Below are 23,057 nucleotides of genomic sequence, written 5' to 3'. Positions count from 1 at the left end.
TTGACCGTCAGATCGACGCGCCCACCAGCTCGGCCAACCTCGCGATTCCCGAGGGGCCCCGGGTCTTGAGCCGACCGAGCGCGTCCTGCAGCGCCGGGGACCTGCCGTCCCCGGGCGGGACGCGGGCCGGGTTCAGAGCCACGGTATCGGCCCAGGCCTTGATGTCGGGCGCGGAAGCGAAAGATGCCACCGCGCGGGTGCCAAGCACCTGCATGTTCGCCCAGCCCGCCAGCGAGTTCGGATACGGGGTCGGCGGGCAGAGCCGGTTCTTCTCCGCGTCATCGTCGCGGGTCGCTTCCACGTAGCCGGCCAGGGCCGCCCCGAAGCACGGGAACCCGGCCCGGATCGGCTGCAACGTGATCTCCCGTGGTCCCCAGATCGGGATCGTCGGCGGGTAGCGCAGGCCGGAGGCCGCACAGTGGACGACGAGCGCGTCCCGCTCGATCGGGACCGACCCCTCCTGGAGGGCGATGCGCCCCCGTTCCACCATCCGGATATGTCCCAGCCGCACCACGTGCTCGATGGTGCGCAGCTTCTCCAGCTCCCAGTGCGCAAGGGTCGGCGTCTTGGCCATCGTCGGGAAGACCGACCCGTCGATGCGGATCATCACGCCCGCGTCCTCGAGCCGCAGGAAGAGGTCCTCCAGCGAGGTGGCGCCCGCGGCGGCCTCCATGGTGTCCGCGGCCATGCCCAGGAACACCGCCGGATCAGGCTGGACGACCGCCCGGTTGAGCATCCAGGGATCGCGCGGCCGCACCCAGCAGATCGCTGCCTGATCCACGCCGTGGGCCAGGAGCCAGATGCAGGCGTCGGTGGCCGTCTTGCCCGATCCCACGATCACGTACTGGCTCGGCGCGTCGATGATGTGGGCGAGGCTGTTGACCGGAACCACGCGGACGCCGGACTCGATTCCGAAGTGCGGCGGCGTCACCGAGGGGATATCGGGGGCGAGGTAGCGGGCGTCGACGAGCCGGCATCGCGGCGGGAACTCGAACCGCCGGCCGGAGACATGCGAAACGACCTGCCGGTCCCCGACGTACTCGCAGTTGTTGAAGAACTCGACCTTCCCGGAGCCCAGCATCCTGTCGGCGAGGACATGTGCGTAGTAGGCGCAGATCTCGGAGACGTCGGCCCGCTCGTGGAGCCCGGCCTCAGGACCGTGCTGCTGCACCCGGCGATCGCCCAGCAACGTCGAGGCCACCCCATAGAAGGCGGAGGCCTGGTGCAGCCGGGCGAACGGATAGGCGTCGAGCCAGTGCCCGCCCGCGCCGTGGCGCCGGTCGACAAGGGCGACGCGCACGTCGGCGTGGTCGATCAGTGCATCGGCGAACGCCATGCCCATGGCGCCGGCCCCGACCACGAGGTAGTCGGCCTGCACAAGGTGCGTCATGGAGCAATTGAAGCACCGCGGCGCAGCAGTATCCATAGCGGCGGCGTGCGCCGATGGTGCGACGCCAAACGGATGCACGGGACGGCCGGAACGGGCAGGAGCCGGGGATGCCGCCGAAGACGTGCGGGCCCGCATCTGGCGGGGAGAACTCCGTGCCCCAATTGCAATGTCGTTTCCATGGCGCTGCCAAGGCCATGTGCCTACCATGGGAACAACGTTGCACAAGGGGTTGAAGCGGTGCACGTTGTCAGCTGTTTCATCTGGGGATGAAGACACTTCGATTGGGGACGAAATGGTGGATTTGAAGGGATTTGAGGACGCACACTACCTGACGGTGGCCGAGGTCGCGTTGGCGATGCGGGTCTCCAAGATGACCGTTTACAGGCTGGTGCATGCCGGGGAGCTGCCGGCCGTGCGATTTGGGCGCTCCTACCGCGTTCCGGCCCAGGCGGTGAAGGAATACCTGATCGCCGAGCAACACTCGGCGGCTCCGGGCCACCGGACCGCGAGCGATTGAGGGGAGACGCCGGGCAGGCGATCCCGCCGGGCCGGGGGGACCGGCGGGATCGCATCACCGGCGCCCGGAAGAGGTGCTCCGGCGGAGTGCTTCGATGCCCCGCGTCTATCGATGCTTGTAATGGGAACTGCGTTTCTCTAGCGTGAGTGGGAGATCGGGATAGCGATCGCACGCACCACCGAACGAAAGGCAATCCTCCATGGGCTTCATCAACGTGGGAACCGAAAACAGCACCTCGATCGACCTGTATTACGAAGACCAGGGCGAAGGCCAGCCGGTGGTGCTGATCCACGGCTACCCGCTCAACGGACATAGCTGGGAGCGCCAGACCCGTGTCCTGCTCGAGGCGGGCCACCGCGTCATCACCTATGACCGGCGGGGATTCGGCCAATCAAGCAAGGTCGGCACGGGCTATGACTACGAGACCTTCGCGGCGGACCTGAACACGGTGCTCGAGACCCTGGACCTGAACGATGCGATCCTGGTGGGCTTCTCCATGGGCACCGGAGAACTGGCCCGCTACGTGTCGAGGTTCGGACACCGGCGCGTAGCGAAGCTTGCCTTCCTGGCCTCGCTTGAGCCCTTCCTGGTGCAGCGGGAGGACAACCCCGAGGGCGTGCCGCAGGACGTCTTCGACGGCATCATCGACCAGGCGCGCGGCGACAGGTTCGCCTGGTTCACGAACTTCTTCTCCAACTTCTACAACCTCGATGACAATTTGGGGTCGCGAATCAGCCAGGAGGTCGTCACCGCGAACTGGAACACCGCCGTCGCCAGTGCGCCGGTCGCCGCCTACGCCGTCGTCTCCTCCTGGATCGAGGACTTCCGCGACGACGTCGCGGCCGTGGGTGCCAGCGGCAAGCCTGCGCTCATCCTGCACGGAACGGCCGACAACATCCTGCCGATCGACGCCACGGCGCGCCGGTTCCGCCAACTGCTGCCCGACGCCGACTACGTGGAAATCGACGGGGCGCCGCACGGGCTGCTGTGGACCCATGCCTCCGAGGTCAATGAGGCGCTGCTGGCCTTCGTGGGAAAGTAGGCCAACGGCCCGCTCCGGCCGCGCTCCGGGAAGGCCCCGGGCCGGGGGAATCCGCGGGACACGACCGTTTCATCTGCAGGCGCACCCCGGGGCCTTGACTCGGGGAATGGGGGCGGGGGACGCTCGATACAGGTCCTCCGCCATCCCGGCCCGGCCGGTCTCGGCGCCCCAGGTCCGCACCCGTGCACACCGATGAAGGAGAGCATCATGAGCCACCATTTCAACGAGCTGCTGACCCGCCAGCTGGGCAACGAGTTTGCGGCCTCCCAGCAGTACATCGCCATTGCCACGTGGTTCGACGGGCAGGACCTGCCCCAGCTGGCCAAGCACTTCTACCGCCAGTCGCTGGAGGAGAGAAACCACGCCATGATGATGGTCCAGTACATGCTGGACCGCGGCATCAAGTTCGCCATTCCCGGGATCGGCGAGGTCCGCAACGACTTCGGATCGGCCGAGGAGCCGCTCAAGCTGGCGCTCGCCCAGGAACTCGAGGTCACCGAAAGCATCAAGAACCTGTTCGCCGCGGCACGGGCGGAAAACGACCCGCTGGGCGAGCAATTCATGCTCTGGTTCCTCAAGGAGCAGGTCGAGGAGGTTGCCTCGATGTCCACGCTGCTGAATGTCGCGGAGAGGGCGAGCAACCTCTTCGAGCTCGAGACCTTCCTGGCCCGAGAGACGGTTGGCGACGCCGGACAGGCCGCGGGAACAGGATCCCCGGATGCCGCCGGGGGAACGTTGTAGGCAGCCTCCACGTCCCGTGGCTTCGGCACGGGCGCGGATGCCCAGGGCGCCCGGGCCAGGAGGATCCGATCGGGCCCCCTACGCTCCAGGGGTTATCAAACGCCCTAGCGGGGTGCTAGTTTCGTGCCAAGGACTTTGCTCGGTTGCCCATGATCGAGGATGCCGGACGCGGCCCGGCCCGGGGCGCGTTCGGCCACGGGAAAGGACAGCGCCGAGCAATTTGCCGGGCCCGTTGCCGTCTCCGTCCGAAAGCAGGGACTCATGAGCGTTTCACCCCTCATCTGGGGCATCACCGTCGTCGTCATTCTTGCCCTGCTCGCCTTCGACTACTTCTTCCACATCCGCAAGGCCCACGTGCCCACGCTCAAGGAAGCCTCGATCTGGTCGTCGGTCTATGTGGGGATTGCCGTGCTGTTCGGCATCCTGGTCCTGGTCTTCGGCGGGTCCACGATGGGGTCGGAGTACTTCGCCGGCTACATCACGGAAAAGGCGCTGTCAGTCGACAATCTCTTCGTCTTCCTCATCATCATCGCGAGCTTCCGGGTTCCCCGCGAAGACCAGCAAAAGGTGCTCCTGTTCGGCATCGTGTTCTCGCTGGTCGCCCGGACCGGGTTCATATTCCTCGGTGCGGCGCTGATCAATTCCTTCGCCTGGGTGTTCTACCTCTTCGGCCTGATCCTGCTGCTCACCGCCGGCAACCTGCTCAAGCCGGGGGACCACGCGACGGACCAGTCGGACAACTTCATCATGCGCCTTGCCAAGAGGTTCCTGCACACGACCGACCACTTCGACGGTGACAAGCTGTTCACCATGCACCACGGCAAGCGGGCGCTGACCCCCATGCTGCTGGTCATGGTGTCGATCGGCGGCACCGACATCCTGTTCGCGCTTGACTCCATTCCCGCGATCTTCGGCCTGACGCAGAACGTGTACATCGTCTTCACCGCCACCGCCTTTTCGCTGATGGGGCTGCGCCAGCTGTACTTCCTGCTCGATGGCCTGCTGGACCGCCTCATCTACCTCTCCTACGGGCTGGCCGCGATCCTGGCGTTCATCGGCGTCAAGCTGGTGCTCCACGCGCTGCACGAGAACAACCTGCCCTTCATCAACGACGGCGAACCCGTCCCGGTCATCGAGATCACCACGGGACTGTCCCTGGGCTTCATCATCGGCGTGCTGCTGGTGACAGTGGTTGTCTCGCTGCTGAGCAAGGCCGGCAAGGCGCAGACCGCCATCAATTCCGCCCGCAGGCATGCGGTGAACTACATCGACCTCGGCTACACCGCAGACCCGGCCGAACGCGAGCGGGTCTACCGGCTGCTGAGGCAGGAGGAGGCCCAGATCCTGGCCATGGAGCCGAAGTACCGCAACAAGGCCAAGGACGTCGACAAGATCCGCGAACAGGTGGCCGAGGCGCACCGGCTGCACGACGAATACACCTAGCGCCGGGCGCTGTACCCGGCCAGCAACCACCAACCACCGACGACCCCAGGAGAAGCGGCCATGAGCACCGAAGGAACATCCAACGTCCCGAACCCCGCAGCCAACGCCGCGCCGGAACCCGCGCCGGCGGGCAGCATCGTCGTGGGCCACGACGGATCCAAGGGCGCGCAGGACGCGCTGTCCATGGCCCTGGAACTGGCCCGGGAGCTGTCCGCCCCCGTCGTGGTGTCGCGGGCGTGGTCAATCGCGACGGCACCGCGCCCTGCGGGGTGGGAATTCGGGTACGTCCCGGCGATGGGCGAGTTCACCGCCGCGGTGCGCGAGGAGCTGGAGCGCGACGCCCGCGAGGTCGCCGAAAAGTTCCCCACGGTCCCGATCACCTACGAACCCGTCCATGCGCCGCCGGCCAAGAGCCTCATCGCGATCTCGCACGAGGCCCGGATGCTGGTGGTGGGAACCCGCGGGCGCGGCGGCCTGGCGGGGATGCTGCTGGGCTCGGTGAGCGAGCAGTGCGTGCGGCACGCGGTCTGCCCGGTGCTGGTGGTGCGGCCGGCCGGCTGAGCCGGGTTCCGCGTGGGGCAACGGCCGCCCGGCCGATGCCCCACGCGGATTGGCCCCTAGGCCCCGGCGGCGAGGGCCGGGACCTCGTTGATGACCCGGAAGCCCACTTCCGGGTCGAAGCCGTGGATCTCGCGGGTGTCCAGCGCCGCCATGAAGGAGAGGATCTCCTTGGTGAAGACCTGGCCGGGCACCAGGATCGGGAATCCCGGCGGGTAGGGAGTGACGAACCCGGCGGACACCACTTCCTCGCCGGCGCACACGCGCGCGAACAGCTCCGGCGGCATCAGGTAGTCGCAGGCCTGGTTCTGGTACGTGGTGAAGTACGCCGTGCGGATGTCCCCGTCCACGGTGTCGTCTGCGCTGCGGTACCTGTCGGCAAAGCGGCTGAAGTCCGGCAGCGGGGGCGGGGAGGCGACCAGTTCGGCGACCCTCTTCTCGCGCGCGGCCAACGCCCGCGGGCTCATGTCCGCCCGCTCGCGCTCGAAGTGCTCGGCGAGCTTGACCAGCACGTCGATGAGGTAGGCCACCGCGCTGCGCGAGGTGCCGATGTTCGTCATGAACAGCACGGTGTTCCGGCTGGTCTTGTTGACCTGGACCCCGTACATGTCCATCAGGTACTTGTGCTTGAACGTGTCCCCGTCCACCCCGGTGTTGCCGATGTGAAGGGTCAGCCGGCTCGGGTCCATCACGAATTCGTCGGTGCGCCAGGCCTCGTCCATGGCCGCGATCCCGTCGCGCAGGGGCATCGGACGCCGGGTCTCGCGGAATTCCTCCGGGATGAGGTCGACGGTGGTCAGCACCCGGAAGTACTTCTTGAGCAGGGGGTGGCGCGCCACCATCTGCGCGACCGACTGGGCCAGGTAGGCCTGCCGTTGCACCAGCTCGTAGCCCTCCAGCTCCGCCTGGCGCCGGCCGATGTCCAGCGAGGCGAGGATCTGGTAGTTCGGCGAGGTCGAGGTGTGGGTCATGTAGGCGGCCTTGAACGTCACCTCGTTGAGGTGGCTGAAGTCCTGGTCGAAGACGTGGATCATGGAGCCCTGGCGCAGCGCGGTCAGCGTCTTGTGCGTTGACTGCGTGGCGTACACGCGCAGCCGGGCCGTCTCCGGGTCCGGCAGCAACCGGTTTTCCAGCCAGACGGAGTCCTCCGCCGGCTCCCCGGTCTCGGGGTCGAAGAGCAGTGCCCGCTGGGCCTTGGCCCGCGCAACGTACGCGGGGTCCCTGAAGTTGTCCTCAAGCGTTGCCGCCGCGGCCATGGCGGTGCGCCTGCGGTAGATGGGGTGGAACCCGGCAAAGGCGAACCATGCCTCGTCCCAGAGGAAAACCAGGTCCGGCTTGATGGCCAGGCACTCCTCCATCACGCGTTCGACGTCGTAGACGATGCCGTCGAAGGTGCAGTTGGTCAGCGTGAGCATCTTGACCTCGTGCAGGCGCCCGGCGCGGCGGTAGTCAAGCAGGATCGATTTCAGCGTCTTCAACGGCACCGCCCCGTAGAACGCGTATTCGTTCAGCGGGTAGGCGTCCACGTAGGCGACCTGCGCCCCGGCGAGCATCAGCGCGTAGTGGTGGGACTTGTGGCAGTTGCGGTCGGCGATGACCACGTCTCCCGGGGCCAGGATCGACTGGTGCACGATCTTGTTGGCGGTGGAGGTGCCGTTGGTGACGAAGTAGGAGCGCCGGGCACCGAACGCGCGGGCGGCGAGGACCTGGGCGTCGCGGATGGTGCTGCGCGGGTCCAGCAGCGAGTCAAGTCCGCCGGAGGTGGCGGAGGTTTCGGCATGGAGCAGGTTCAGGCCGTAGAACTCGCCCATGTCCTTGATCCACCGGGAGTTGACCACCGAACCGCCGCGGGAAACGGGCAGCGCGTGGAAGACCGCGGCGGGCTTGCGGCTGTGCTCCTGCACGGCGTCGAAGAACGGGGTTTCGTAGCGCTCGGCGACCCCGCGCAGCAGCGACAGGTGCAGCTCCATCGACTCCTCGCGGCGGAAGAGCCTGGCGAAGCGGCGGTTCGCGGAACCGGCGAGGTCCTCGATGGACACGTCGGCAACCAGGTACAGGTCCAGTTCCGGGCGCAGCTTCTTGAGCATGTCGGCCAGTTTCAGGATGCGTTGCTTGGGCGGGATGGCGGACACCCCGGGATCGACGAAGCCGTCAAGGAACCTGCGCAGGTCGTCGCCCGGCCGGTGCCGGGCCGAGACGCCGAATCCCGGGCGCAGGATGCAGGCCTGGATGGTGGGGTTCAGCAGCACCGCGATGAGGGCGTCCTCGAGGGAGGGCACCACGTTGATCTGGTACGTGAAGGCGTCCGAGTCCCGGCGCTGGACGGCCATCTCTGCAATGAGTTCCTCGCGCACCGTCTCGGAGACGTCGTCCACGACCAGCACCTCGAAGCGCGGACGGCGGTCGGCGACGGCCGGCACCGGCTGGTCAACCGGCTGGGCGTCGGGAGCCGGATCCTCCGGGGTTTCGTCGAGCTCGTGCCTGAAACGCGTGAACCCGCGGGTCACGATCTCGATCAGGGTCAGCGCCGTGGCGTAGTCGCCCTCCTCGATCCGTGCCCGCAGCTCAAGCACGTGCGCCTTGCCCGGCACCGCCCAGTAGGTTTCCACGGCCTCAAGCACGCGCAGCTGTCGCTTGACCTCGGCCAGCAGGCCCTTCTCCACGGCATGGGAATCCGGGCCGGAATTGGAGAGGGAGGGCAGTTGCTTGGTCGCGTAGCCAAGGTACTCCCAGGCGTCGGTGCGCAGCCGCCATACGCTGGAAGGTGTTGCATATTGTTCGTTGTCGATGATCGACGATGGCGCTTTCACTTCTGTTCCAATCCTAGGGTGTGCCCGTCACGGGCGTCACAAATCAAGCTCAAGACTTCGCGTTTCCGACCACGGGATGCGATTTGGTCCGCGGGGGCAGGGTGAACAGCGGCAGGAACTCCTGGCGCGGGGCCGGGGGAGCGGTGCCCAGTTGGGCGGCAATCGCGTCGAAGGCGCGCAGCGTGGGGAAGAGCTTGGAGGCGTCCTGCGGGAGCGGCCAGCTGGAGAGCTTGACCCCCACCACCTGGGCGGGGCGGTTGATGTAGACCATCTGCCCGTGGATGCCAAGGCACAGCAGCACGTCGTTGCCCTCGTAGGGGAACCACATCTGGTTCCGGTACATCCCGCCGGGCATGCGGTTGTCTCCCGGGCTGTTGGCAAAGGCCTCGCGGGAATCGGGTGCGCCGGACAGTGTCTGTTCGATCCATTCGCGCGAGAGCACGCGCGCACCGCCCAGGGAGAGCCCGTCGTTCAGGAAGAGCGAACCGAAGCGGGCCATGTCGCGCAGCGTGGCGTTGATCCCGCCGTCGAACATGCCGGTGCCGTACTGGTCGACCCCGATCACGGCGTCGAACTCGGCACCGATCTTGCCCCACAACAGGTGGGACATCAGCGTGGGCATGGTCGAACCGGAGACCGCCTCGCAGATCCAGCCCAGCATGTCGGTCTCGCAGGAACGGTATTCGAAGGGCCCGCCGTGCTCGGTCTTCTGCCGCAGCGTGGTCAAATACGGGTACATGCCGGTGGGGCCGGGGAAGGCCGGGGGAGCCCAGCCGATGGCCTCCTCCAGCATCCGCACCTCGGCGCGCGGGTCGAGGTAGTCCTCGGAGAACGCGATGCCCGAGCGCATGTCCAGCAGCTGGCGCACCGTGGCCCCTGCGTAGCCGGAGTCGGCAAGCGTGGGCACGTATTCGGTCAGCTGCGCCTCGGGGTCCAGCAGGCCGGCGTCGCACAGCGACCCGGCGACGGCGCCGACCAACGACTTGCTCACCGACATCAGCAGGTGCTCGGTGTCCGCTGCCATCTCGCCGAAGTACTGCTCGGTGAGCACCGACCCGCGGTGCAGCAGCATCCAGCCGTCGGTGTCGGTCGAGCCCATGACCGAGCCAACGGTCATCGGCGCTTCCTCGGGGCCCGCCGGGGGCAGCGCGATCGAGTCCAGGTCGCGGTGGGCGGCGGGCAGCTTGGCCGCCGGTCCCCGCCCCCGCGATATCACCGCGGTGGGCAGGAAATCGGCCATGTGCTGGAAGGACCAGCGAAGGTTTTGCGGCAGTTGCCAATTCTGCATGTCCACCCCGGATGGGTGGTAATCAAGGTTCGTGCCGTCCAACGACTGTTTCCTTCCATGGCTGCACCATCGCAGCAATTCGATGCCGCCCAGGGGCGGCGTTGATGTTGCTGCAACGGTGCAGCCTTCGGGTGCTGCATGGATTGCAGCACCGGTTTAGAGCGGGACTACCACTGGGTTTTCACGCCGATCCCGGCGGTGGCGTCGAGGGTTGCCTCCACGCCCACCGGCAGGCCGGCAAATCCGGCCCTGATGGAGTCGATGAAGTGCTTGGCCCGGATGGTCAGCTTGGTCGACCCGCTGCGCTCCAGCTGCAGGCGGCCCTTGGTGACCAGAATGCCGAGGTCCGCGCCCTTCCAGCGGTAGTCGCCCGGTCCGTAGATGCGCAGGAAGAACGCCTCCGACTCGTTCTGCAGCATGTGCCAGTCCATGGCCGGGCGGCTGAAGACCAGGGCGCCGTTGGCGTCCAGGACGTACTGGCCGGTGGCCGGGGTGGCGGTGAGTAGCTCGACGGTCTCGGAAGTTTCCTTGATGATCATCTGGCTCCACACGTCGGCGCCCGAGAGTGCCTCCCAGCGCGCGTTGATCTCGTCGATGTCCAGGTCGAATTCCACGTCCATGTACTCGAGCAGGTGGAAGAGGAACAGCGGCACGTCGGCGTAGGCGCCGGCCGTCACGTTGGTGATGGCCGATGCCCCCGAGATGCGCGGGTTCAGCTCGCCGAGGTAGACCTCGTCGGTGTCGGTGTCTACGAGCACGTCGACCTCGAAGAAGCCGCGGTAGCCCTCCGTGGACAGGCGGTCGCCCATGCGCTTGACCAGGTCGGTGGCCCGTGCGCGCTGCGTGTCGGTGAGCACGTCAGGGTGCATTTCATTGCCGCACCAGCCGCCCTGGTACGGGGTCAGGTCGCCGTGGCCGGCCAGCTCGGTGAGGAACGGGCCCACCAGGGTGCCGGAGCGCGTGAGCACTGCCTCGACGGCCACCGGCAGGTTGTTGATGCGGCGCATCACCTTGATGTCCTCGCCGATGATCTCGTCGCTGTGCTTGTCCCAGTCGGCTTCGTTGTTGATGAAGAACGTCGTCTTGCCCGAGTCGCCGTAGGGAGTCTGGACCACCAGTTCGTCCCCGAGCCCGGCCTTGTCGGCCGCCGCGCGCAGGGCGGACCAGTCCGAACCCTTGGTCAGGACGTTGGGCACCGAAGGCACCCCGGCCTCGTTGCCCAGCTGCGTGGTGACGATCTTGGAATCCAGGCGCGAGCGCAGCTCGGCCGAAGGCAGGATCAGGTCGTAGCCCAGCTCGTCGCAGATCTGCTCGGTTTCCTCGTCGAAGAAGACCATGGCGACCTTCGGACGCACGCCGGGGCGCAGGTCCTTGGTCATCCGGGCGCGGACCTCGGCGTTGAGCAGCAGCCAGTTGTTGATTTCCTCGCCGGAGCCGAACTCGCGGTAGGGCTTGTGCACCGGGGTGAAGACCCGCGGGTGGGCGCCGTCCCAGGCGTCATAGTAGCTGATGTAGGTGAAGTTCCGGACCCAGCGGTCCAGGCCCAGCAGGTTGAACGGGGTGGCGCCGATGAAGAAGACCGGCACGTCGTTGGTGCGGAAGAAGTGGCGGACCTCGGAGATGTTCCGCACGGTGTGCAGGACGGTTTCCTGGGGCATCGTGGAGGCGAAGGCCGCGTCGGTGCCGACTGTTGCCTCGGGTGCCTCGGGACCGGACGGGGTGGCGCGCGGCATCGGGTCGGCCGCCGGGGCAACTGCCGGTGCGGCGGCGCTGGATGCCGGCTTGTCCGTGGCCGCGTCCTTGGCTGCCGGGGTCGTCTTCGTTGCCGGGACGGTCGCGGTGGCGGTTGCGCCGGCGGACCCTGCCGTGGTGGCGGGCTTCGCAGCGGCGTTGCCGGCGAGCGTGGCGGCCGGCAGCGGGTCGGATGCCTTGGTGGACGGGACGGAAGTTGCCAAGGGCTTGTCCCTGGCCCGGACGGGCTTCTGGGCTTCGGCGGTCTTGGGCGCGGCGTCGGCAGTCTTCACGGCCGGAGCCGGTGCCGAAGCGGTTGACGTGGCCACGGGCTTGGTAGCCGTGGTCTTTTCCGCGACCGCGGACTTGGCTGCAGCGGGGGTGGTCTTTGGGTCCACCGCGGCGGCCTTTGCTGTCGCGGTCGCGGTCGTTGCCGTGCCGCCGGTCTTGGTCGCGGCGTCGGTCGTCTTTTCGCCGGGGGTCTGGGTGGCCGTGGCCGGCTTTGCGGCTGTTGCAGGCTTGGTCGCGCTGGTGGCAGGAGTCGAGGTCGCTGTGGTCGCGGTGGTTCGGGAAGTCGTGGCCTCGGGTGTCTTCGCAGCCGTCGTGGCGGCGGTGCCCGGGGTGGTTGTTGCCGTCGCGGATTTGCTCACGGTGGCCTTCGCGGCGCTTGCTGTCTTGGCCGCGGGGGTGGTTCGGGACGACGCGGCGGCTGGCTTTTCGGTCGCGGTCTTGGTTGGCTTTGCGGCGGTCGCCTGGGTGGTCGGGGCGGTGCGGCCCGCGGTCTTTGCGGGTGCGGCCTTTGCCGTGGCAGTCGCGGACTTCACCGGCTTCGCGGCAGCTGCCGGTGCGGACGGAATGGTGGCGGCTGTGGCAGATGCAGACTTTGATGCGGTTGGCTCCGCCGTGGCGGACTTCGCGGCAACTGCCCGGGTGCCCCGGACAGCAGTGGCTGCCTGCTTGGAGCCGGCTGCGATTTTTGCCGCGGCGGCGTTTTTATCAACCGAGCTTTTGTCTGACGTCGGTTTTTCCACCACCTTGTTGAGCTGACTCGGCTGGCCGATCTTCTTACCGGTCTTGTTCGCGTGTGCGGTCATTGTCCAACTCCTTTCATCGGGGAGATAGCCGAATCCTGCGGGGACGGGCGGTACCGGCTGCAGGCCCCCTGGATTTCGTGTCACCACGAAGTGCCTTGGAAGCCTGCATCGAAAGTGGTCGCCGCCCTCCCCACGGTCGGATCGCGGCGCATGCCGCTGCTCGACCAAACGGGATTCTTCATTTCCATCTGCTGGTCAAGCAAACGTAGAGGCGACAAGTGAACGCCGCATAAACGGCAGGTGTGCGTGCCGTGCGGCACGTCGACAGTGATATGGGAAAGCGCTCCTGAGATGGGGGTTAGGCGTCCGGCCGGAGCCCATGGGAAGGCGAAGGGAATGGGAGTGGGGCCTATGCGATTGGGATTTCCGGATCAGGGGTCCACATGCTGTGATGTGGGTTACCGAAGAGTTTATTTTTAGGCGTTCTTGCGGCGCCGTGCCCCCTCGTTTCCAGGGCCCCGGGTAGCGCGGGCGGGATTGAAGATGAATTTTTAGTGGGGGCTGAAAGATTTCCGAATGTTACCTGTGACATATTTTTTGGAAGGTCCCCGGGGGCGTGGTGTCGGCAGGAACTCGCCGGGAATGGTTGCGTTTCGGAACGATTATTCAGGCAGGTGGCTATATTAGCCGGGGCGTCAGGAGATCATCGCCGCTCGACGGAGACCCTGAAGGTGGATCGCGCGCACCAGGAAGCAGGCCGTTGCAGATGGTTTCGTCGGGTTCCCCGCATCCATCCGGGGTCGTCGTCGCTGGGGCGCTTCGGGAACCCGCACCACGGGCCGTACCGCTTCGATCGAGTCGGTTTCCGCGGCCTTGGGTCCCCTAGCCTTCTTCCTGGAGCCGGGCGAGGAGAAGCAGGGGATGTGCGGCCGCGTCGGTGATGCCAACATAGGCAAGGATGATCTCGCCGTCCGAAACGACCAGCGTGCTGCGTACATGGAGCTTCCCGCCGTCAAAGTCGAAGGTCGGCAATCCCAACTCGGCCGCGAGGACGAACCCGGGATCCGAGAGCAGCGGGTAGGGCAGGTGCAGGCGCCCCGCGGCCTCGCGCTGGTAGTCGGTGTCCTGGCTGGAAAGTCCGTAGATGCCGAAGCCGATGGCTGCAAAGTCCGCGGCAAGATCGGGGAACTCGCACGATTCGGACGTGCAACCCTTGGCTCCGGGCACCATCGACCATTCGGGCGGCTCGATGCGGTCCGGCCGCCCCGTGCGCGGGTAGATGAACAACACGAACGACCCCGAGGCGAAGTCCTCCGGCGACATCGTCATGCCCGTGGTCGCCGGGAGCGAGACCTCGGGGAAGCGTCGCCCGACCAGGTGGTCTCCGGTGGGTTCCGCGCGCATGTGCATGCCCTGAGTTTCCCATGTCGGACAGGTGTTTCGGCAAGCCTCCGGGGAAAGGAGTTTTTCGGTTTTGGTCTGGTCAGAACCAACACCCGCTCCTAGACTGGCCACAGTTGCAACCCGCTGCCGCGGGTTTGTCCACCCGATAACCCGTGTGACGTCGGCGTTCCCCACGCCGAGGCGAAGCGCGGGCCATTCATGGCTCCGGCCCGGTCACCACCGTTCCAGGGCCGCCGGGCCGGATGCCGCTGTCCAACCAGATGCGAGGAACGAACATGACCCACGTTGGAACGCTCGACCCCTTCAGCACCCCGACGGTGAAGCTGGAACGGCTCTTCGGCAGGCCGGAGATCGAGGTCTTCGCGAAGCTGGACCTCCTCCAGCTCTCGGGAAGCACCAAGGAACGCACCGCCAGCAGCCTCATTGGGTCGCTCATGGCCTCCGGCAGGCTCGAGCCCGGGGGCCTGATCGTGGAATCGACCTCCGGGAACCTCGGCATCGCGCTGGCCAGGCAATCCGGGGTCCGCGGGATCGGGTTCGTGGCGGTTGTCGACGAGAACGCCAACCGCTCGGCGCTTGAGCTCATGCGCGCGTACGGGGCGAGGATCGAGCTGGTGCGGACCCCCGTCGATGGAAACAAGCTGGCCGCCCGGCGCCAAAGGGTCCAAGAGCTGCTGGGCGAGAATCCCGGGGCCGTGACCACCAACCAATACGGATCGCCGGACAACCCGGATGCGCATTTCACCACGACGATGCCCGAGTTCATGGATGCGGTGGACGGGCGGCTGGACATGCTGTTCGTGGCAACCAGCACCACAGGCACCCTCCTGGGCTGCCAACGGTACCTGCGCCTACACCACCCGGAGACCAAGCTGGTCGCGGTGGATGCGGTTGGATCGGTGTTGTTCGGCGGGGAAGAGGGCGTTCGGCGCTTCCCCGGGTTGGGTGCGGGCATCGTCCCGGAACTGGCCCTGCAGGCCGACCCCGACGTCGTGTGCCGGATCGACGAAATCGACATGGTCAGGGGCTGCCGCATGTTGGCCAGGCGCGAGGGGATCCTGGCGGGGGCCTCGACGGGCGCCATCGTGGCGGCGATGGGGCGGGACCTGCCGGGAATCGAGGAAGGCACGCGCATCGGATTCCTGGTCCACGATTCGGGGGTCCCCTACCTGCACACGGTCTATGACGACGACTGGGTCCGCAGCAACCTTGGCTCCGAACCGGAGCCGGACACCGTTGCCGAGGTGCTGGGCGCCAGCCCCCGATGACGCGCGTGGCGTTCATCGGGGGAGGGCCCAAGTGCCTGTTTGCCCTGCTCGAGCTCCGGGACAGGTGTCCCGACGCGGCGGCCGAAGGGCTGGCCATCGATGTTTTCGACCCCTGTCCGCCCGGTGCCGGGAGGGTCTGGCAGGAGGGCCAGCCCACGGCGTTGCGACTCAATGTGTCCGCGGGCATCCTCGACGCGGGGCCTTCGGCGGGACCGGAGACCTTCGCGCAATGGGTGGCACGGGTCGAGCCGCGGTACCGCGGGGAGCGCTACCCGCCCCGGGTCGTGGTCGGCAGGTACCTGGCCGAGCAGTTCCGGCACCTCGCCGGGACGGCGGCCTTCGGCCTGACCCACGTCCCGGCCCTGGTCACGGGCGTGGAGCGTGCCGGGGCGCAATGGGAGGTCTTTAGCGATGCCGGGTCGGGGTTGTACGACGAGGTGGTGCTCGCGACCGGACATGGGATGGCCTTGGATGCGCCGGGGCAACCGCTCGCCTCGGCCCGCAACGGCGGCCCGCTGATCGGGGAGTACCCGGCACTGGGCGAGGAAGGCATCCCGGTAGGCAGCCGGGTCCTCATCCGGGGCGCAGCCCTGACCGCCTACGATGCCGTCCTGCTGCTGACCGAGGGCCGCGGCGGACGGTGGACCGAGTCCGCGGGCCCCGAATCCGGGACGCCCTGGCTGCGCTACATCCCCGGTGGCCGGGAACCGTCCGGGATCACCCTGGCCTCCCGGAGCACCCTGCCCATGGTTCCCAAGCCCGATGAGGTGCCGGAAGACATCCGCAGGTGCATCGACGGGCACCGACAACGGGTCCTTGACTGGGGCCGCGAAATCGCCTGCCTCCCGGCGGGCACCGGCGCCGCATACACCGGCCTGTTCAGGATCCTGCTGTCCTGCGCCCTCGACTGCGCGGAACGGTGCGGCTCGCCGGTCACGCCTCTGGATCTGTGGCGCACGGCCCTGACCGGGCGCACGGGAGAGGGGCAGGGCACCGAATCCGCCGCGGAAAACATCCGGCGCAGCATCAGAGCGAACCACCTGCAGGCGCCGCCCACCGCCCAATGGCTGTGGGCCCGGGTGTGGTCGGGCCTGTATCCCGAGGTGGTGCGGGCAGTTTCGCGGGTGCGCTGGCTGCCCGCGCAAGCCAAGCTGTTCCACCGCGTGTCCGGGCAGTTGGAGCGCATGGCCTTCGGTCCTCCCGAGGGGACGGCGCTGAAGCTGCTGGCGCTCTTCGACTGCGGCCTGCTGGATCAGGGCCCGTTCCCGCCGCGGCCGCCGCGGGACACGGTGCTGCTTGACGCCGTCACCCCGCCCGCCGGCGTGCTGGACTCCGCGGCGCCGGGCGGCCGGGCCATGTCCCCTGTCATCGCCGGCCTGCTCGCCGCCGGCGAGGTGCTGGTGCGCGAGGGGGAACGCGGGCTGCTGACCGATGCCGACGGAACCTGCATCGACGCAAACGGCAACCGGAACGAATCCCTGGCCGCGCTCGGCCGTCCCACCGAGGGCCCCACGCTGGGCCATGACACCCTGAACCGCACGCTGCATCCCGAACCCCGCAGCTGGGCCCGGCGCATCGTGCGACAACGACTGCCCCAACACCTTGGAGAACGATCATGAAACCCCTGATGCACGGCACCGCACCGCTGACCGCGCGCCTTGAACCCTGGATGGAGCGGGTGGTCGCTGACGCGGCACAGTGCCGGGAATTGATCGACACGTTCGGATCCCCGGTCAATCTCCACGATTTCTCCTCCCTGGGCCGCAACGTCGAGGAACTGCGTTCGGCCGCGGCCCGGCACTCGGTGGATTTCCAGGTGTACCTGGCGCGCAAGGCCAACAAGACCATCGGCGCCATCGACGCCGCGGTGGACGCGGGGTGCGGGATCGACGTGGCCAGCTTCCACGAACTCGACCAGTGCCTGCGCCGCGGCGTGGACCCGGAACTGATCATTGTCACGGCCGCCGTCAAGTCGCCGGCGCTGCTCAGGCTGGCCCTGGAAAACGGCGTGGTGGTGAGCCTGGACAACCGGGACGAGGCCGAAGACCTGCGGGAAGTTGCCGAGTCCTGCGGGGTGCGTGCCCGCGTCGCCCTGCGCCTGGCCACCGAGAACGCCCTGGTGCCGCCAACACGCTTTGGCCTGCGGGCAGCGGAATGGCTCGAATTCCTGGCCGGGCCGCCGGATCCCTCCCGGCTTCGGATCGTCGGGATCCACTTCCACCTCAACGGGTACAGCGCCGAACATCGGGCACTTGCTCTGGCGGAGTCGGTGGAGCTGGTCGACGCCTTGGTGGATTTGGGACATGCGCCCGGCTTCATCGACATGGGCGGGGGCATCCCGATGTCCTATGTGGACAGCGCCGCCCAATGGGCCGGCTTTTGGGAGGCGCTCGCCGGGCAACCGGCCGGCTCGGGGCAAATCACCTGGAAATCCGATTCCCTCGGGGCCGTCGGGAAGAAGCCGAGCAAGGACGTCTATCCCTACCACCAGAGCCCGGTCCGCGGGCAATGGCTGGATACGGTCCTTGCCGTCGAACCGGCCGGGGCCGGGAGCATCGCGGAGCTGCTGGCCGGCCGAAACCTCCAGTTGCGCTGCGAACCCGGGCGTTCCCTGCTGGACGGGTGCGGCATGACGCTTGCAGCTGTCGCGTTCGGGAAGGAGCGCAGCGACGGCGTGCCGTTGCTGGGGCTGCACATGAACAGGACGCAGTGCCGATCGACCTCGGCGGATTTCCTGCTCGACCCGATCCTCATCCACGCGGCACGGCCGCGGCGCGCGCGCGAACCGTTCAGCGGTTTCCTGGTGGGTGCCTACTGCATCGAGGAGGAGCTGATCCTGCGCCGGCGGTTCGAGTTCCCGCAAGGTGCAGCCCCGAACGATGTCATCGCTTTTCCCAACACCGCCGGCTATCTCATGCACATCGTGGAGAGCGCCTCCCACCAGTTGCCGCTGGCCCTCAACGTGTTCCGGGACGGGGAGGCCTGGGTGCAAGACGAGATCGAGGACCGGGTCCTGCAGGCCTGAAGGGTGGGCCGACGGCGCGTCAGCGGATGTCCACGTCGTGCTGCATGGCGGTTTTCCGTTGCCGGCGCCAGTGAACCAACTTGGAAACCAGGAACGTGGCCACGGTGGCGACGACACCGAGGATCCCGCCGATCCATGACCCGATGACCAGGGCCACGCCTCGAAGGTCGAGCCCCCGGCCCTCGGAGAGTCCCGGAACGTAGGGCGGCGGAAACACGGCGTCCACGACCAGGCCCGCAAAGCACCCATAGGCGATCGATCCGATGCATCCCAGGAACATGTACCAGTCCAGGGCCCTGGCACCGCGGCGCAGATGCACGAAGACGCCGATGGCCACCAGCGGCATCGCTGCTCCGAGGCAAAGCCCACAGAAGGCGACAAGCTCGTAGTCGTTGTAGTCCATGGGTGCCCGTACCCGTCCCGTGTCGGCGATGAAGCGGCAAGTCTATCGGGTGCGTACCGACGCGGTCCGGTGGATTCGGGGGAACGGGGGGTGCTTCGATGCCGGTTGTCTGGGCTGCCGGGCACATGTCGTCCGTCTCCCGGCCGGGCCGCAACCAGCAGGAGTGTGGCGAAAGCGTGGGCACCGCCCGCGGCGGCGGGTAATGAACCCAGCCGTGCGTAGTGGAGACTGGGGGATACACGTTCACGAAAGATAGGCAATACATGATCAATCTCCAGCAGGACACCGACGGCAACGTCCGGATGAGCCGGCACTTCCCCGCGAAGCTCGCCATCTCCATCGCGTTCACCGACGGGACGCAGGAAGAAGTCACCGGGAGCCGGATGAACGAAATCTATGACGCGGCCCTGGCCGAATTCCGGCTGCAGAACAAGATGGATGCGAAGGGCTTCAAGCGCACTCCGGCCAAGGCCATCCACCGCAAGAACGCGGTGGGGTTCGTGCCGGTCAAGCCCGGCCTGAACCAGTAGCCGAGGACTCCAACAGCCCTCGGCCCAAGCCGCTACGGCAGGTCGAGGGACACCACGGCCATGAAGCCGCGGCCGCTGATGCGCGGGGAGTCTTCCTCCCCGCCGATCACGGTGTCGCGCAGCGCAAGTGTTTCTTCCGATTCCCCGCGCAGCATGGTGGCCTTGCCCTGCAGCATCACGCCGAATTGGGCTCCGAAGAGGTGCTGTTCGCGCTTTTTGGAGAGTTCCACGATGCGCACGTTGCCGCGCACGGCACCGGTGCGCGTGATCAAGTTCAGCGCCAGCACGTCTCCCGTGGGCAGGGCGGCGGCGACGGCGCTGTCGCCGGAGAACCTCAACGGGCGCAGGGCTTCCACCGCATGGGCCGCACCGTCGATGGTGAGTTCGAGCAGCTCGCCGGCGATCACCGTCAGCGTCCGGTCAAGGCCGTCGTAGCGCGTGAAGTCCCCGGCCGCTTCGATGGAGGCCACGCTCAGGCGCCAATCCCACGCGTTGCCTTCGGCGGGCAACAGGGTCGCATCGGGTCCCAGCTTTCCGGCGGCGATTTCCCGGACTTCCCCGTGGGCCCATTTCCGCTTGGTGGAGTCGGCCAGGTGCAAGATGGTTCCGGCTGCCAGCATCCGGTTAGTCGTCGTCATGAAAAGAAGTCTAGTGGGCGCCCAGTCGTATCGGGTCCGGGCGGCGGTCGGTGCTGCTAGGTGAACGCCCCGAGCAGCACCACGATGCCCATGATGGCCAGTGCCCCGGAGGAGACCCGTTCGAGCCAGATGCCCACCGTCGGGCTCTTGAACCATGCCATGGCCCGGGCTGCGATCGCGGTCAGCACCATCAGGTACGCGAAGCCCATGGCCGCGAAGATTGCTCCCAGGATCAACGCCGAACCCAGCATGTTCGATCCGGCAGGGATGAACGGTGGCATCAACGCCAGGAACAGCAGCCCCAGCTTCGGGTTCAGCGCGGCAGAAAGGGCCCCTGCCCTCGCCGACTGCACCAACGTGAATTCGGTTTCGGCCGCGGCCACTTTCCTGGTCGTGGTGCGCGCCGTCGCGGCTGACGCGCCGGCAAGGAAGCGCGCCTTGATCAGCGATCCGAGGCCAAGGTAGAGCAGGTAGGCGCCGCCGACGATCGCGATGCCCTGGTGGATGGCCGGGTAGGTCTGCAGGAGCGCTGCAACACCCAGGCCGGCCAGGGCCGCCCAGCCCATGATTGAGACCATCATGCCAAGAGCCGCTGCGACCCCGTTGCGCGGACGGTTCAGGGCGTAGCGCAGCAGCAGGAAGGTGTCGGGCCCGGGGGCCAGCACCACGACAAGGGCAACCCCGGCGAAGCCCAGGAGAGAGGAAGACGGCATGGAAACCATTATCTGGGGCAGCTGCCCGGGCACGCCAATTTGATGTGGCAGTCAAGCAGCGGCTTCGGTCGGGGACGGCGCGCGCATGTCCGCTGCGGCGACGGCGCCTGTTAGCGGACACGACGCCCCCGACCCGGGCCTGCGCTCCGCCGAGCGTGCCTGTGAGGAATTCACCTACCCATGCTCAAGCGAAACCACGGCCACGAAGCCGCCGCCGGTGATGGCCGGCGTCGATTCCCCGCCGCCAACGATCGTGTCGTAGCGCTCCAGGTCCTGGACGTGTTGCCCGCCCACCTGCAGCGTGGCCGCGCCCTGGAGTAGGACGCCGAGCCGGCCTCTGGTCAGTTGCAGCGGGTGCCCCGGTGACAGTTCCACGAGTCGAACATGCCCGCTTACCGTTCCGGTGCGGGCGATCAGGTTGAAGTCCCTGATCGGCCCCTCGGGCAGCGTCGCACTCGTGGCGGCCCCGCCGTCGAAACCAAGCGGGCGGTACCGTTCCAGCCGCCGCTCGGTCCCGTCGATGCGCAGCACCATGGACTCGCCCTCGATCACGGTCAGGATCCGCCACATCCCGGCAAAGGCGGAGAAGTCCCCGGGGGTCTGGACATCTGCAATGCTCAGCCGCCAGTCCCAGTCCTCTCCGGTGCTTGCCTCCGGGTTTCCGGAGCGGTCCAGCCGACCCGAAGCGATCTGCCGGGTCACCCCGCCGCCATTGCGCCACGGGGCGGGCCGAATCCCCGAGTAGGCGATGACGGTGCCGGGTGACAGGTCCTGCCTCTGCGCGGTGCCCGGCATCCGGCCGGGGTCGGAGGGGGAACCGGACACTATGCCAGCCGGGCTTCGAGCACCGAGTTGGCGGCATCCAGCAGCGAGCCGTCCGCCACCATCTGGAAGACGGCCTCGATCTCGGGGGAAAGGAACCTGTCGGTTCCCGGGCCCTCGACGCGGGTGCGGATCTGCCGGCGCACCGCGGTGATGACCGGGGAGGACTTGGAGGAGTCCAGGCCGCCGTCGCGCATGTCCAGGGCGCGGGCGCTGGTGAGCAGCTCGATGGCCAGCACGCGGGCCAGCCCGTCGATTCCCTTGCGCAGCTTCAGCCCCGCGTGCCAGCCCATCGACACGTGGTCTTCCTGCATGGCGGAGGACGGGATCGAGTCCACCGACGCCGGGACGGCCAGGCGCTTGAGCTCGGAGACGATGCCGGCCGCGGTGTACTGGGCGATCATGTGGCCCGAGTCCACCCCGGGGTCGTCGGCCAGGAACGCGTTCAGTCCGTGGTTGCGTGCCTTGTCCAGGAACCTGTCGGTGCGGCGTTCGGAGATGGAAGCGAGGTCGGCCACGGCGATGGCCAGGAAGTCCAGCACGTAGCCGACGGGGGCGCCGTGGAAGTTGCCGTTGGACTCGACCCGGCCATCGAGGGTGACCACCGGGTTGTCGATCGCCGAGGCCAGCTCGAGGGCGGCCACGGATTCGGCGTGCGCCAGGGTCGCGCGCACCGCGCCGTGCACCTGCGGGGCGCAGCGCAGCGAATAGGCGTCCTGGACCCGGGTGAACTTGTGGGCGCCGGACTTTTGCTCCTCGATCAGGGGCGAGCCGGCCAGGACGCCGCGCATGTTGGCGGCCGAGTCGCGCTGGCCCGGGTGCGGGCGCAGTGCGTGCAGGTCCTGCGCGAAGACGGCATCGGTGCCCAGCAGCCCCTCGATGCTCATGGCTGCCGACAGGTCGGCGATGCTGACCAGCGCATGGAGGTCGGCCGCGGCCAGGAGCAGCATGCCGAGCATCCCGTCGGTGCCGTTGACCAGTGCGAGCCCCTCCTTTTCGGCCAGGACCACCGGGGCGATGCCCGCGGCGGCAAGTGCCTCGGAGGCGTCCATGGCGGTGCCCGCGGCGTCGCGGACCGGGCCCTCGCCCATCAACGCCAGGGCGGCGTGGGACAACGGGGCCAGGTCCCCGGAACAGCCCAGGGAGCCGTACTCGCCGATGACCGGGGTGATTCCCGCGTTGAGGATTTCGGCGTAGGTGGTGGCAACGATCGGGCGGACGCCGGTGCGGCCGGTGGCCAGGGTTGAAATGCGGTTGAGCATCAGCGCGCGGACCACCTCGCGCGGCACCTCGGCGCCGGAGGAAGCCGCGTGCGAACGTATCAGCGAGCGCTGCAGCTGGGCGCGCAGCTCGATCGGAATCTGCTTGGTGGCCAGTGCCCCGAAGCCGGTGGACACTCCGTAGTGCGGGACGGTGTCGCTGACCAGTGCGTCGATCACGGCGCGCGAGGACTCGATGGCGGCAAGTGCGTCGGCGCCCAGTTCCACCTGCGCACCGTGGCGTGCCACTGCGACGACGTCCTGTGGCTTCAACGCGCCGGTCGAGATGGTGATGCTGGCATTCATGGGTTCTTCCTTCTGACAGGTGGGTTTTCCGTGGTGTCGTGTGAGCCGGATCTCGCAAACACTTGCCAAGGGATGAAATTAGCGTTTCAATAAGTGAAACGCATCACGTGGCTCCGGGGCAAGCCCCCAGGGGTT

Annotated in this window: 20 protein-coding genes; 10 read left to right on the top strand and 10 right to left on the bottom strand. The window is 67.6% G+C overall.

Annotation, left to right across the window (positions count from 1 at the left end; all coding sequences use genetic code 11):
* Positions 1–7: 7 nt before the first annotated feature.
* Entirely contained in the window at positions 8–1,390 is a 1,383-nt protein-coding gene (locus KRR55_RS14025) for an NAD(P)-binding protein (protein ID WP_217389720.1), read from the bottom strand.
* Between the two features lie 292 nt (positions 1,391–1,682).
* Here KRR55_RS14025 and KRR55_RS14020 point away from each other — a divergent pair, with 292 nt between their 5' ends.
* The 5 genes from KRR55_RS14020 (at position 1,683) to KRR55_RS14000 (ending at position 5,694) form a co-directional block, all read left to right on the top strand.
* The gene (locus KRR55_RS14020) at positions 1,683–1,907 is read left to right on the top strand and encodes a helix-turn-helix domain-containing protein (protein ID WP_217389719.1); all 225 of its coding nucleotides are present in this window, start codon (positions 1,683–1,685) and stop codon (positions 1,905–1,907) included.
* Positions 1,908–2,106: 199 nt separating this feature from the next.
* Positions 2,107–2,949 (top strand): alpha/beta fold hydrolase, encoded by an 843-nt coding sequence (locus tag KRR55_RS14015; protein ID WP_217389718.1) that lies wholly within the window; start codon positions 2,107–2,109, stop codon positions 2,947–2,949.
* A 207-nt stretch (positions 2,950–3,156) separates the two neighbouring features.
* Positions 3,157–3,690: a ferritin gene (locus KRR55_RS14010; protein WP_217389717.1), complete on the top strand. Its 534-nt coding sequence runs from the start codon at positions 3,157–3,159 to the stop codon at positions 3,688–3,690.
* A 261-nt stretch (positions 3,691–3,951) separates the two neighbouring features.
* On the top strand, positions 3,952–5,133 hold the full coding sequence (locus KRR55_RS14005) for a TerC family protein (RefSeq protein WP_217389716.1): 1,182 nt from the start codon (positions 3,952–3,954) through the stop codon (positions 5,131–5,133).
* Positions 5,134–5,193: 60 nt separating this feature from the next.
* Complete coding sequence (locus KRR55_RS14000; RefSeq protein WP_217389715.1) at positions 5,194–5,694, top strand: universal stress protein; 501 nt, start codon at positions 5,194–5,196, stop codon at positions 5,692–5,694.
* Between the two features lie 56 nt (positions 5,695–5,750).
* Here the strand turns inward: KRR55_RS14000 and KRR55_RS13995 are convergent, their stop codons facing one another.
* From KRR55_RS13995 to KRR55_RS13985, 3 genes are all read right to left on the bottom strand, one after another.
* Positions 5,751–8,501, bottom strand: a complete 2,751-nt coding sequence (locus KRR55_RS13995; protein ID WP_217389714.1) for an aminotransferase class I/II-fold pyridoxal phosphate-dependent enzyme — start codon at positions 8,499–8,501, stop codon at positions 5,751–5,753.
* 49 nt (positions 8,502–8,550) lie between these two features.
* Positions 8,551–9,831 (bottom strand): serine hydrolase domain-containing protein, encoded by a 1,281-nt coding sequence (locus tag KRR55_RS13990; RefSeq protein ID WP_254456205.1) that lies wholly within the window; start codon positions 9,829–9,831, stop codon positions 8,551–8,553.
* A 125-nt stretch (positions 9,832–9,956) separates the two neighbouring features.
* Positions 9,957–11,744, bottom strand: coding sequence for a biotin carboxylase (locus tag KRR55_RS13985; protein ID WP_254456204.1), 1,788 nt, complete (start codon positions 11,742–11,744; stop codon positions 9,957–9,959).
* On the opposite strand from KRR55_RS13985, the gene KRR55_RS13980 reads away from it, so the two are divergent.
* Positions 11,722–12,567, top strand: coding sequence for a hypothetical protein (locus KRR55_RS13980; RefSeq protein ID WP_217389713.1), 846 nt, complete (start codon positions 11,722–11,724; stop codon positions 12,565–12,567). The two genes, KRR55_RS13985 and KRR55_RS13980, sit on opposite strands and share 23 nt — an antisense overlap.
* Positions 12,568–13,436: 869 nt before the next feature.
* Here the strand turns inward: KRR55_RS13980 and KRR55_RS13975 are convergent.
* Positions 13,437–13,964, bottom strand: a complete 528-nt coding sequence (locus KRR55_RS13975) for a peroxiredoxin (RefSeq protein WP_217389712.1) — start codon at positions 13,962–13,964, stop codon at positions 13,437–13,439.
* 269 nt (positions 13,965–14,233) lie between these two features.
* Here KRR55_RS13975 and KRR55_RS13970 point away from each other — a divergent pair, with 269 nt between their 5' ends.
* From KRR55_RS13970 to KRR55_RS13960, 3 genes are read left to right on the top strand one after another with little or no spacing between them, the layout of a single operon-like run.
* Positions 14,234–15,226 (top strand): pyridoxal-phosphate dependent enzyme, encoded by a 993-nt coding sequence (locus tag KRR55_RS13970; protein WP_217389711.1) that lies wholly within the window; start codon positions 14,234–14,236, stop codon positions 15,224–15,226.
* A complete protein-coding gene (locus tag KRR55_RS13965) occupies positions 15,223–16,845 on the top strand; it encodes an FAD/NAD(P)-binding protein (RefSeq protein ID WP_217389710.1) in 1,623 nt (540 codons plus the stop codon). Before KRR55_RS13970 ends, KRR55_RS13965 begins: the two co-directional genes overlap by 4 nt.
* Positions 16,842–18,251, top strand: a complete 1,410-nt coding sequence (locus KRR55_RS13960; RefSeq protein WP_217389709.1) for an alanine racemase — start codon at positions 16,842–16,844, stop codon at positions 18,249–18,251. The genes KRR55_RS13965 and KRR55_RS13960 overlap by 4 nt, the downstream gene beginning before the upstream one ends.
* Positions 18,252–18,270: 19 nt before the next feature.
* Here KRR55_RS13960 and KRR55_RS13955 read toward each other — a convergent pair whose 3' ends face one another.
* Positions 18,271–18,654: a hypothetical protein gene (locus tag KRR55_RS13955; RefSeq protein ID WP_217389708.1), complete on the bottom strand. Its 384-nt coding sequence runs from the start codon at positions 18,652–18,654 to the stop codon at positions 18,271–18,273.
* A gap of 263 nt (positions 18,655–18,917) precedes the next feature.
* Here KRR55_RS13955 and KRR55_RS13950 point away from each other — a divergent pair, with 263 nt between their 5' ends.
* The gene (locus KRR55_RS13950; RefSeq protein WP_217389707.1) at positions 18,918–19,184 is read left to right on the top strand and encodes a hypothetical protein; all 267 of its coding nucleotides are present in this window, start codon (positions 18,918–18,920) and stop codon (positions 19,182–19,184) included.
* A gap of 32 nt (positions 19,185–19,216) precedes the next feature.
* Here KRR55_RS13950 and KRR55_RS13945 read toward each other — a convergent pair whose 3' ends face one another.
* The 4 genes from KRR55_RS13945 to hutH form a co-directional block, all read right to left on the bottom strand.
* The gene (locus KRR55_RS13945) at positions 19,217–19,822 is read right to left on the bottom strand and encodes a HutD/Ves family protein (RefSeq protein ID WP_254456203.1); all 606 of its coding nucleotides are present in this window, start codon (positions 19,820–19,822) and stop codon (positions 19,217–19,219) included.
* Positions 19,823–19,878: 56 nt separating this feature from the next.
* Positions 19,879–20,535, bottom strand: a complete 657-nt coding sequence (locus KRR55_RS13940) for a LysE family translocator (protein ID WP_217389706.1) — start codon at positions 20,533–20,535, stop codon at positions 19,879–19,881.
* A gap of 174 nt (positions 20,536–20,709) precedes the next feature.
* A complete protein-coding gene (locus KRR55_RS13935; protein ID WP_336245123.1) occupies positions 20,710–21,360 on the bottom strand; it encodes a HutD/Ves family protein in 651 nt (216 codons plus the stop codon).
* Positions 21,360–22,922, bottom strand: coding sequence for a histidine ammonia-lyase (gene hutH / locus KRR55_RS13930; RefSeq protein WP_217389705.1), 1,563 nt, complete (start codon positions 22,920–22,922; stop codon positions 21,360–21,362). Before hutH ends, KRR55_RS13935 begins: the two co-directional genes overlap by 1 nt.
* Positions 22,923–23,057: the final 135 nt, after the last annotated feature.

The sequence above is a fragment of the Paeniglutamicibacter quisquiliarum genome, from assembly GCF_019084045.1.
Classification (GTDB): Bacteria; Actinomycetota; Actinomycetes; order Actinomycetales; family Micrococcaceae; genus Paeniglutamicibacter; species Paeniglutamicibacter quisquiliarum.
Note: the sequence above shows the minus strand (reverse complement) of the source record. Positions and strands in the feature narration are given on the sequence as shown.

Coding starts and splice junctions, on each gene's coding strand:
- KRR55_RS14020 (WP_217389719.1), top strand. CDS start 1,683: ATGGTGGATTTGAAGGGATTTGAGGACGCACACTACCTGACGGTGGCC.
- KRR55_RS13950 (WP_217389707.1), top strand. CDS start 18,918: ATGATCAATCTCCAGCAGGACACCGACGGCAACGTCCGGATGAGCCGG.
- KRR55_RS14005 (WP_217389716.1), top strand. CDS start 3,952: ATGAGCGTTTCACCCCTCATCTGGGGCATCACCGTCGTCGTCATTCTT.
- KRR55_RS14010 (WP_217389717.1), top strand. CDS start 3,157: ATGAGCCACCATTTCAACGAGCTGCTGACCCGCCAGCTGGGCAACGAG.
- hutH (WP_217389705.1), bottom strand. CDS start 22,922: ATGAATGCCAGCATCACCATCTCGACCGGCGCGTTGAAGCCACAGGAC.
- KRR55_RS13960 (WP_217389709.1), top strand. CDS start 16,842: ATGAAACCCCTGATGCACGGCACCGCACCGCTGACCGCGCGCCTTGAA.
- KRR55_RS13965 (WP_217389710.1), top strand. CDS start 15,223: ATGACGCGCGTGGCGTTCATCGGGGGAGGGCCCAAGTGCCTGTTTGCC.
- KRR55_RS14000 (WP_217389715.1), top strand. CDS start 5,194: ATGAGCACCGAAGGAACATCCAACGTCCCGAACCCCGCAGCCAACGCC.
- KRR55_RS14015 (WP_217389718.1), top strand. CDS start 2,107: ATGGGCTTCATCAACGTGGGAACCGAAAACAGCACCTCGATCGACCTG.
- KRR55_RS13955 (WP_217389708.1), bottom strand. CDS start 18,654: ATGGACTACAACGACTACGAGCTTGTCGCCTTCTGTGGGCTTTGCCTC.
- KRR55_RS13970 (WP_217389711.1), top strand. CDS start 14,234: ATGACCCACGTTGGAACGCTCGACCCCTTCAGCACCCCGACGGTGAAG.
- KRR55_RS14025 (WP_217389720.1), bottom strand. CDS start 1,390: ATGACGCACCTTGTGCAGGCCGACTACCTCGTGGTCGGGGCCGGCGCC.
- KRR55_RS13975 (WP_217389712.1), bottom strand. CDS start 13,964: ATGCACATGCGCGCGGAACCCACCGGAGACCACCTGGTCGGGCGACGC.
- KRR55_RS13945 (WP_254456203.1), bottom strand. CDS start 19,822: ATGACGACGACTAACCGGATGCTGGCAGCCGGAACCATCTTGCACCTG.
- KRR55_RS13940 (WP_217389706.1), bottom strand. CDS start 20,535: ATGCCGTCTTCCTCTCTCCTGGGCTTCGCCGGGGTTGCCCTTGTCGTG.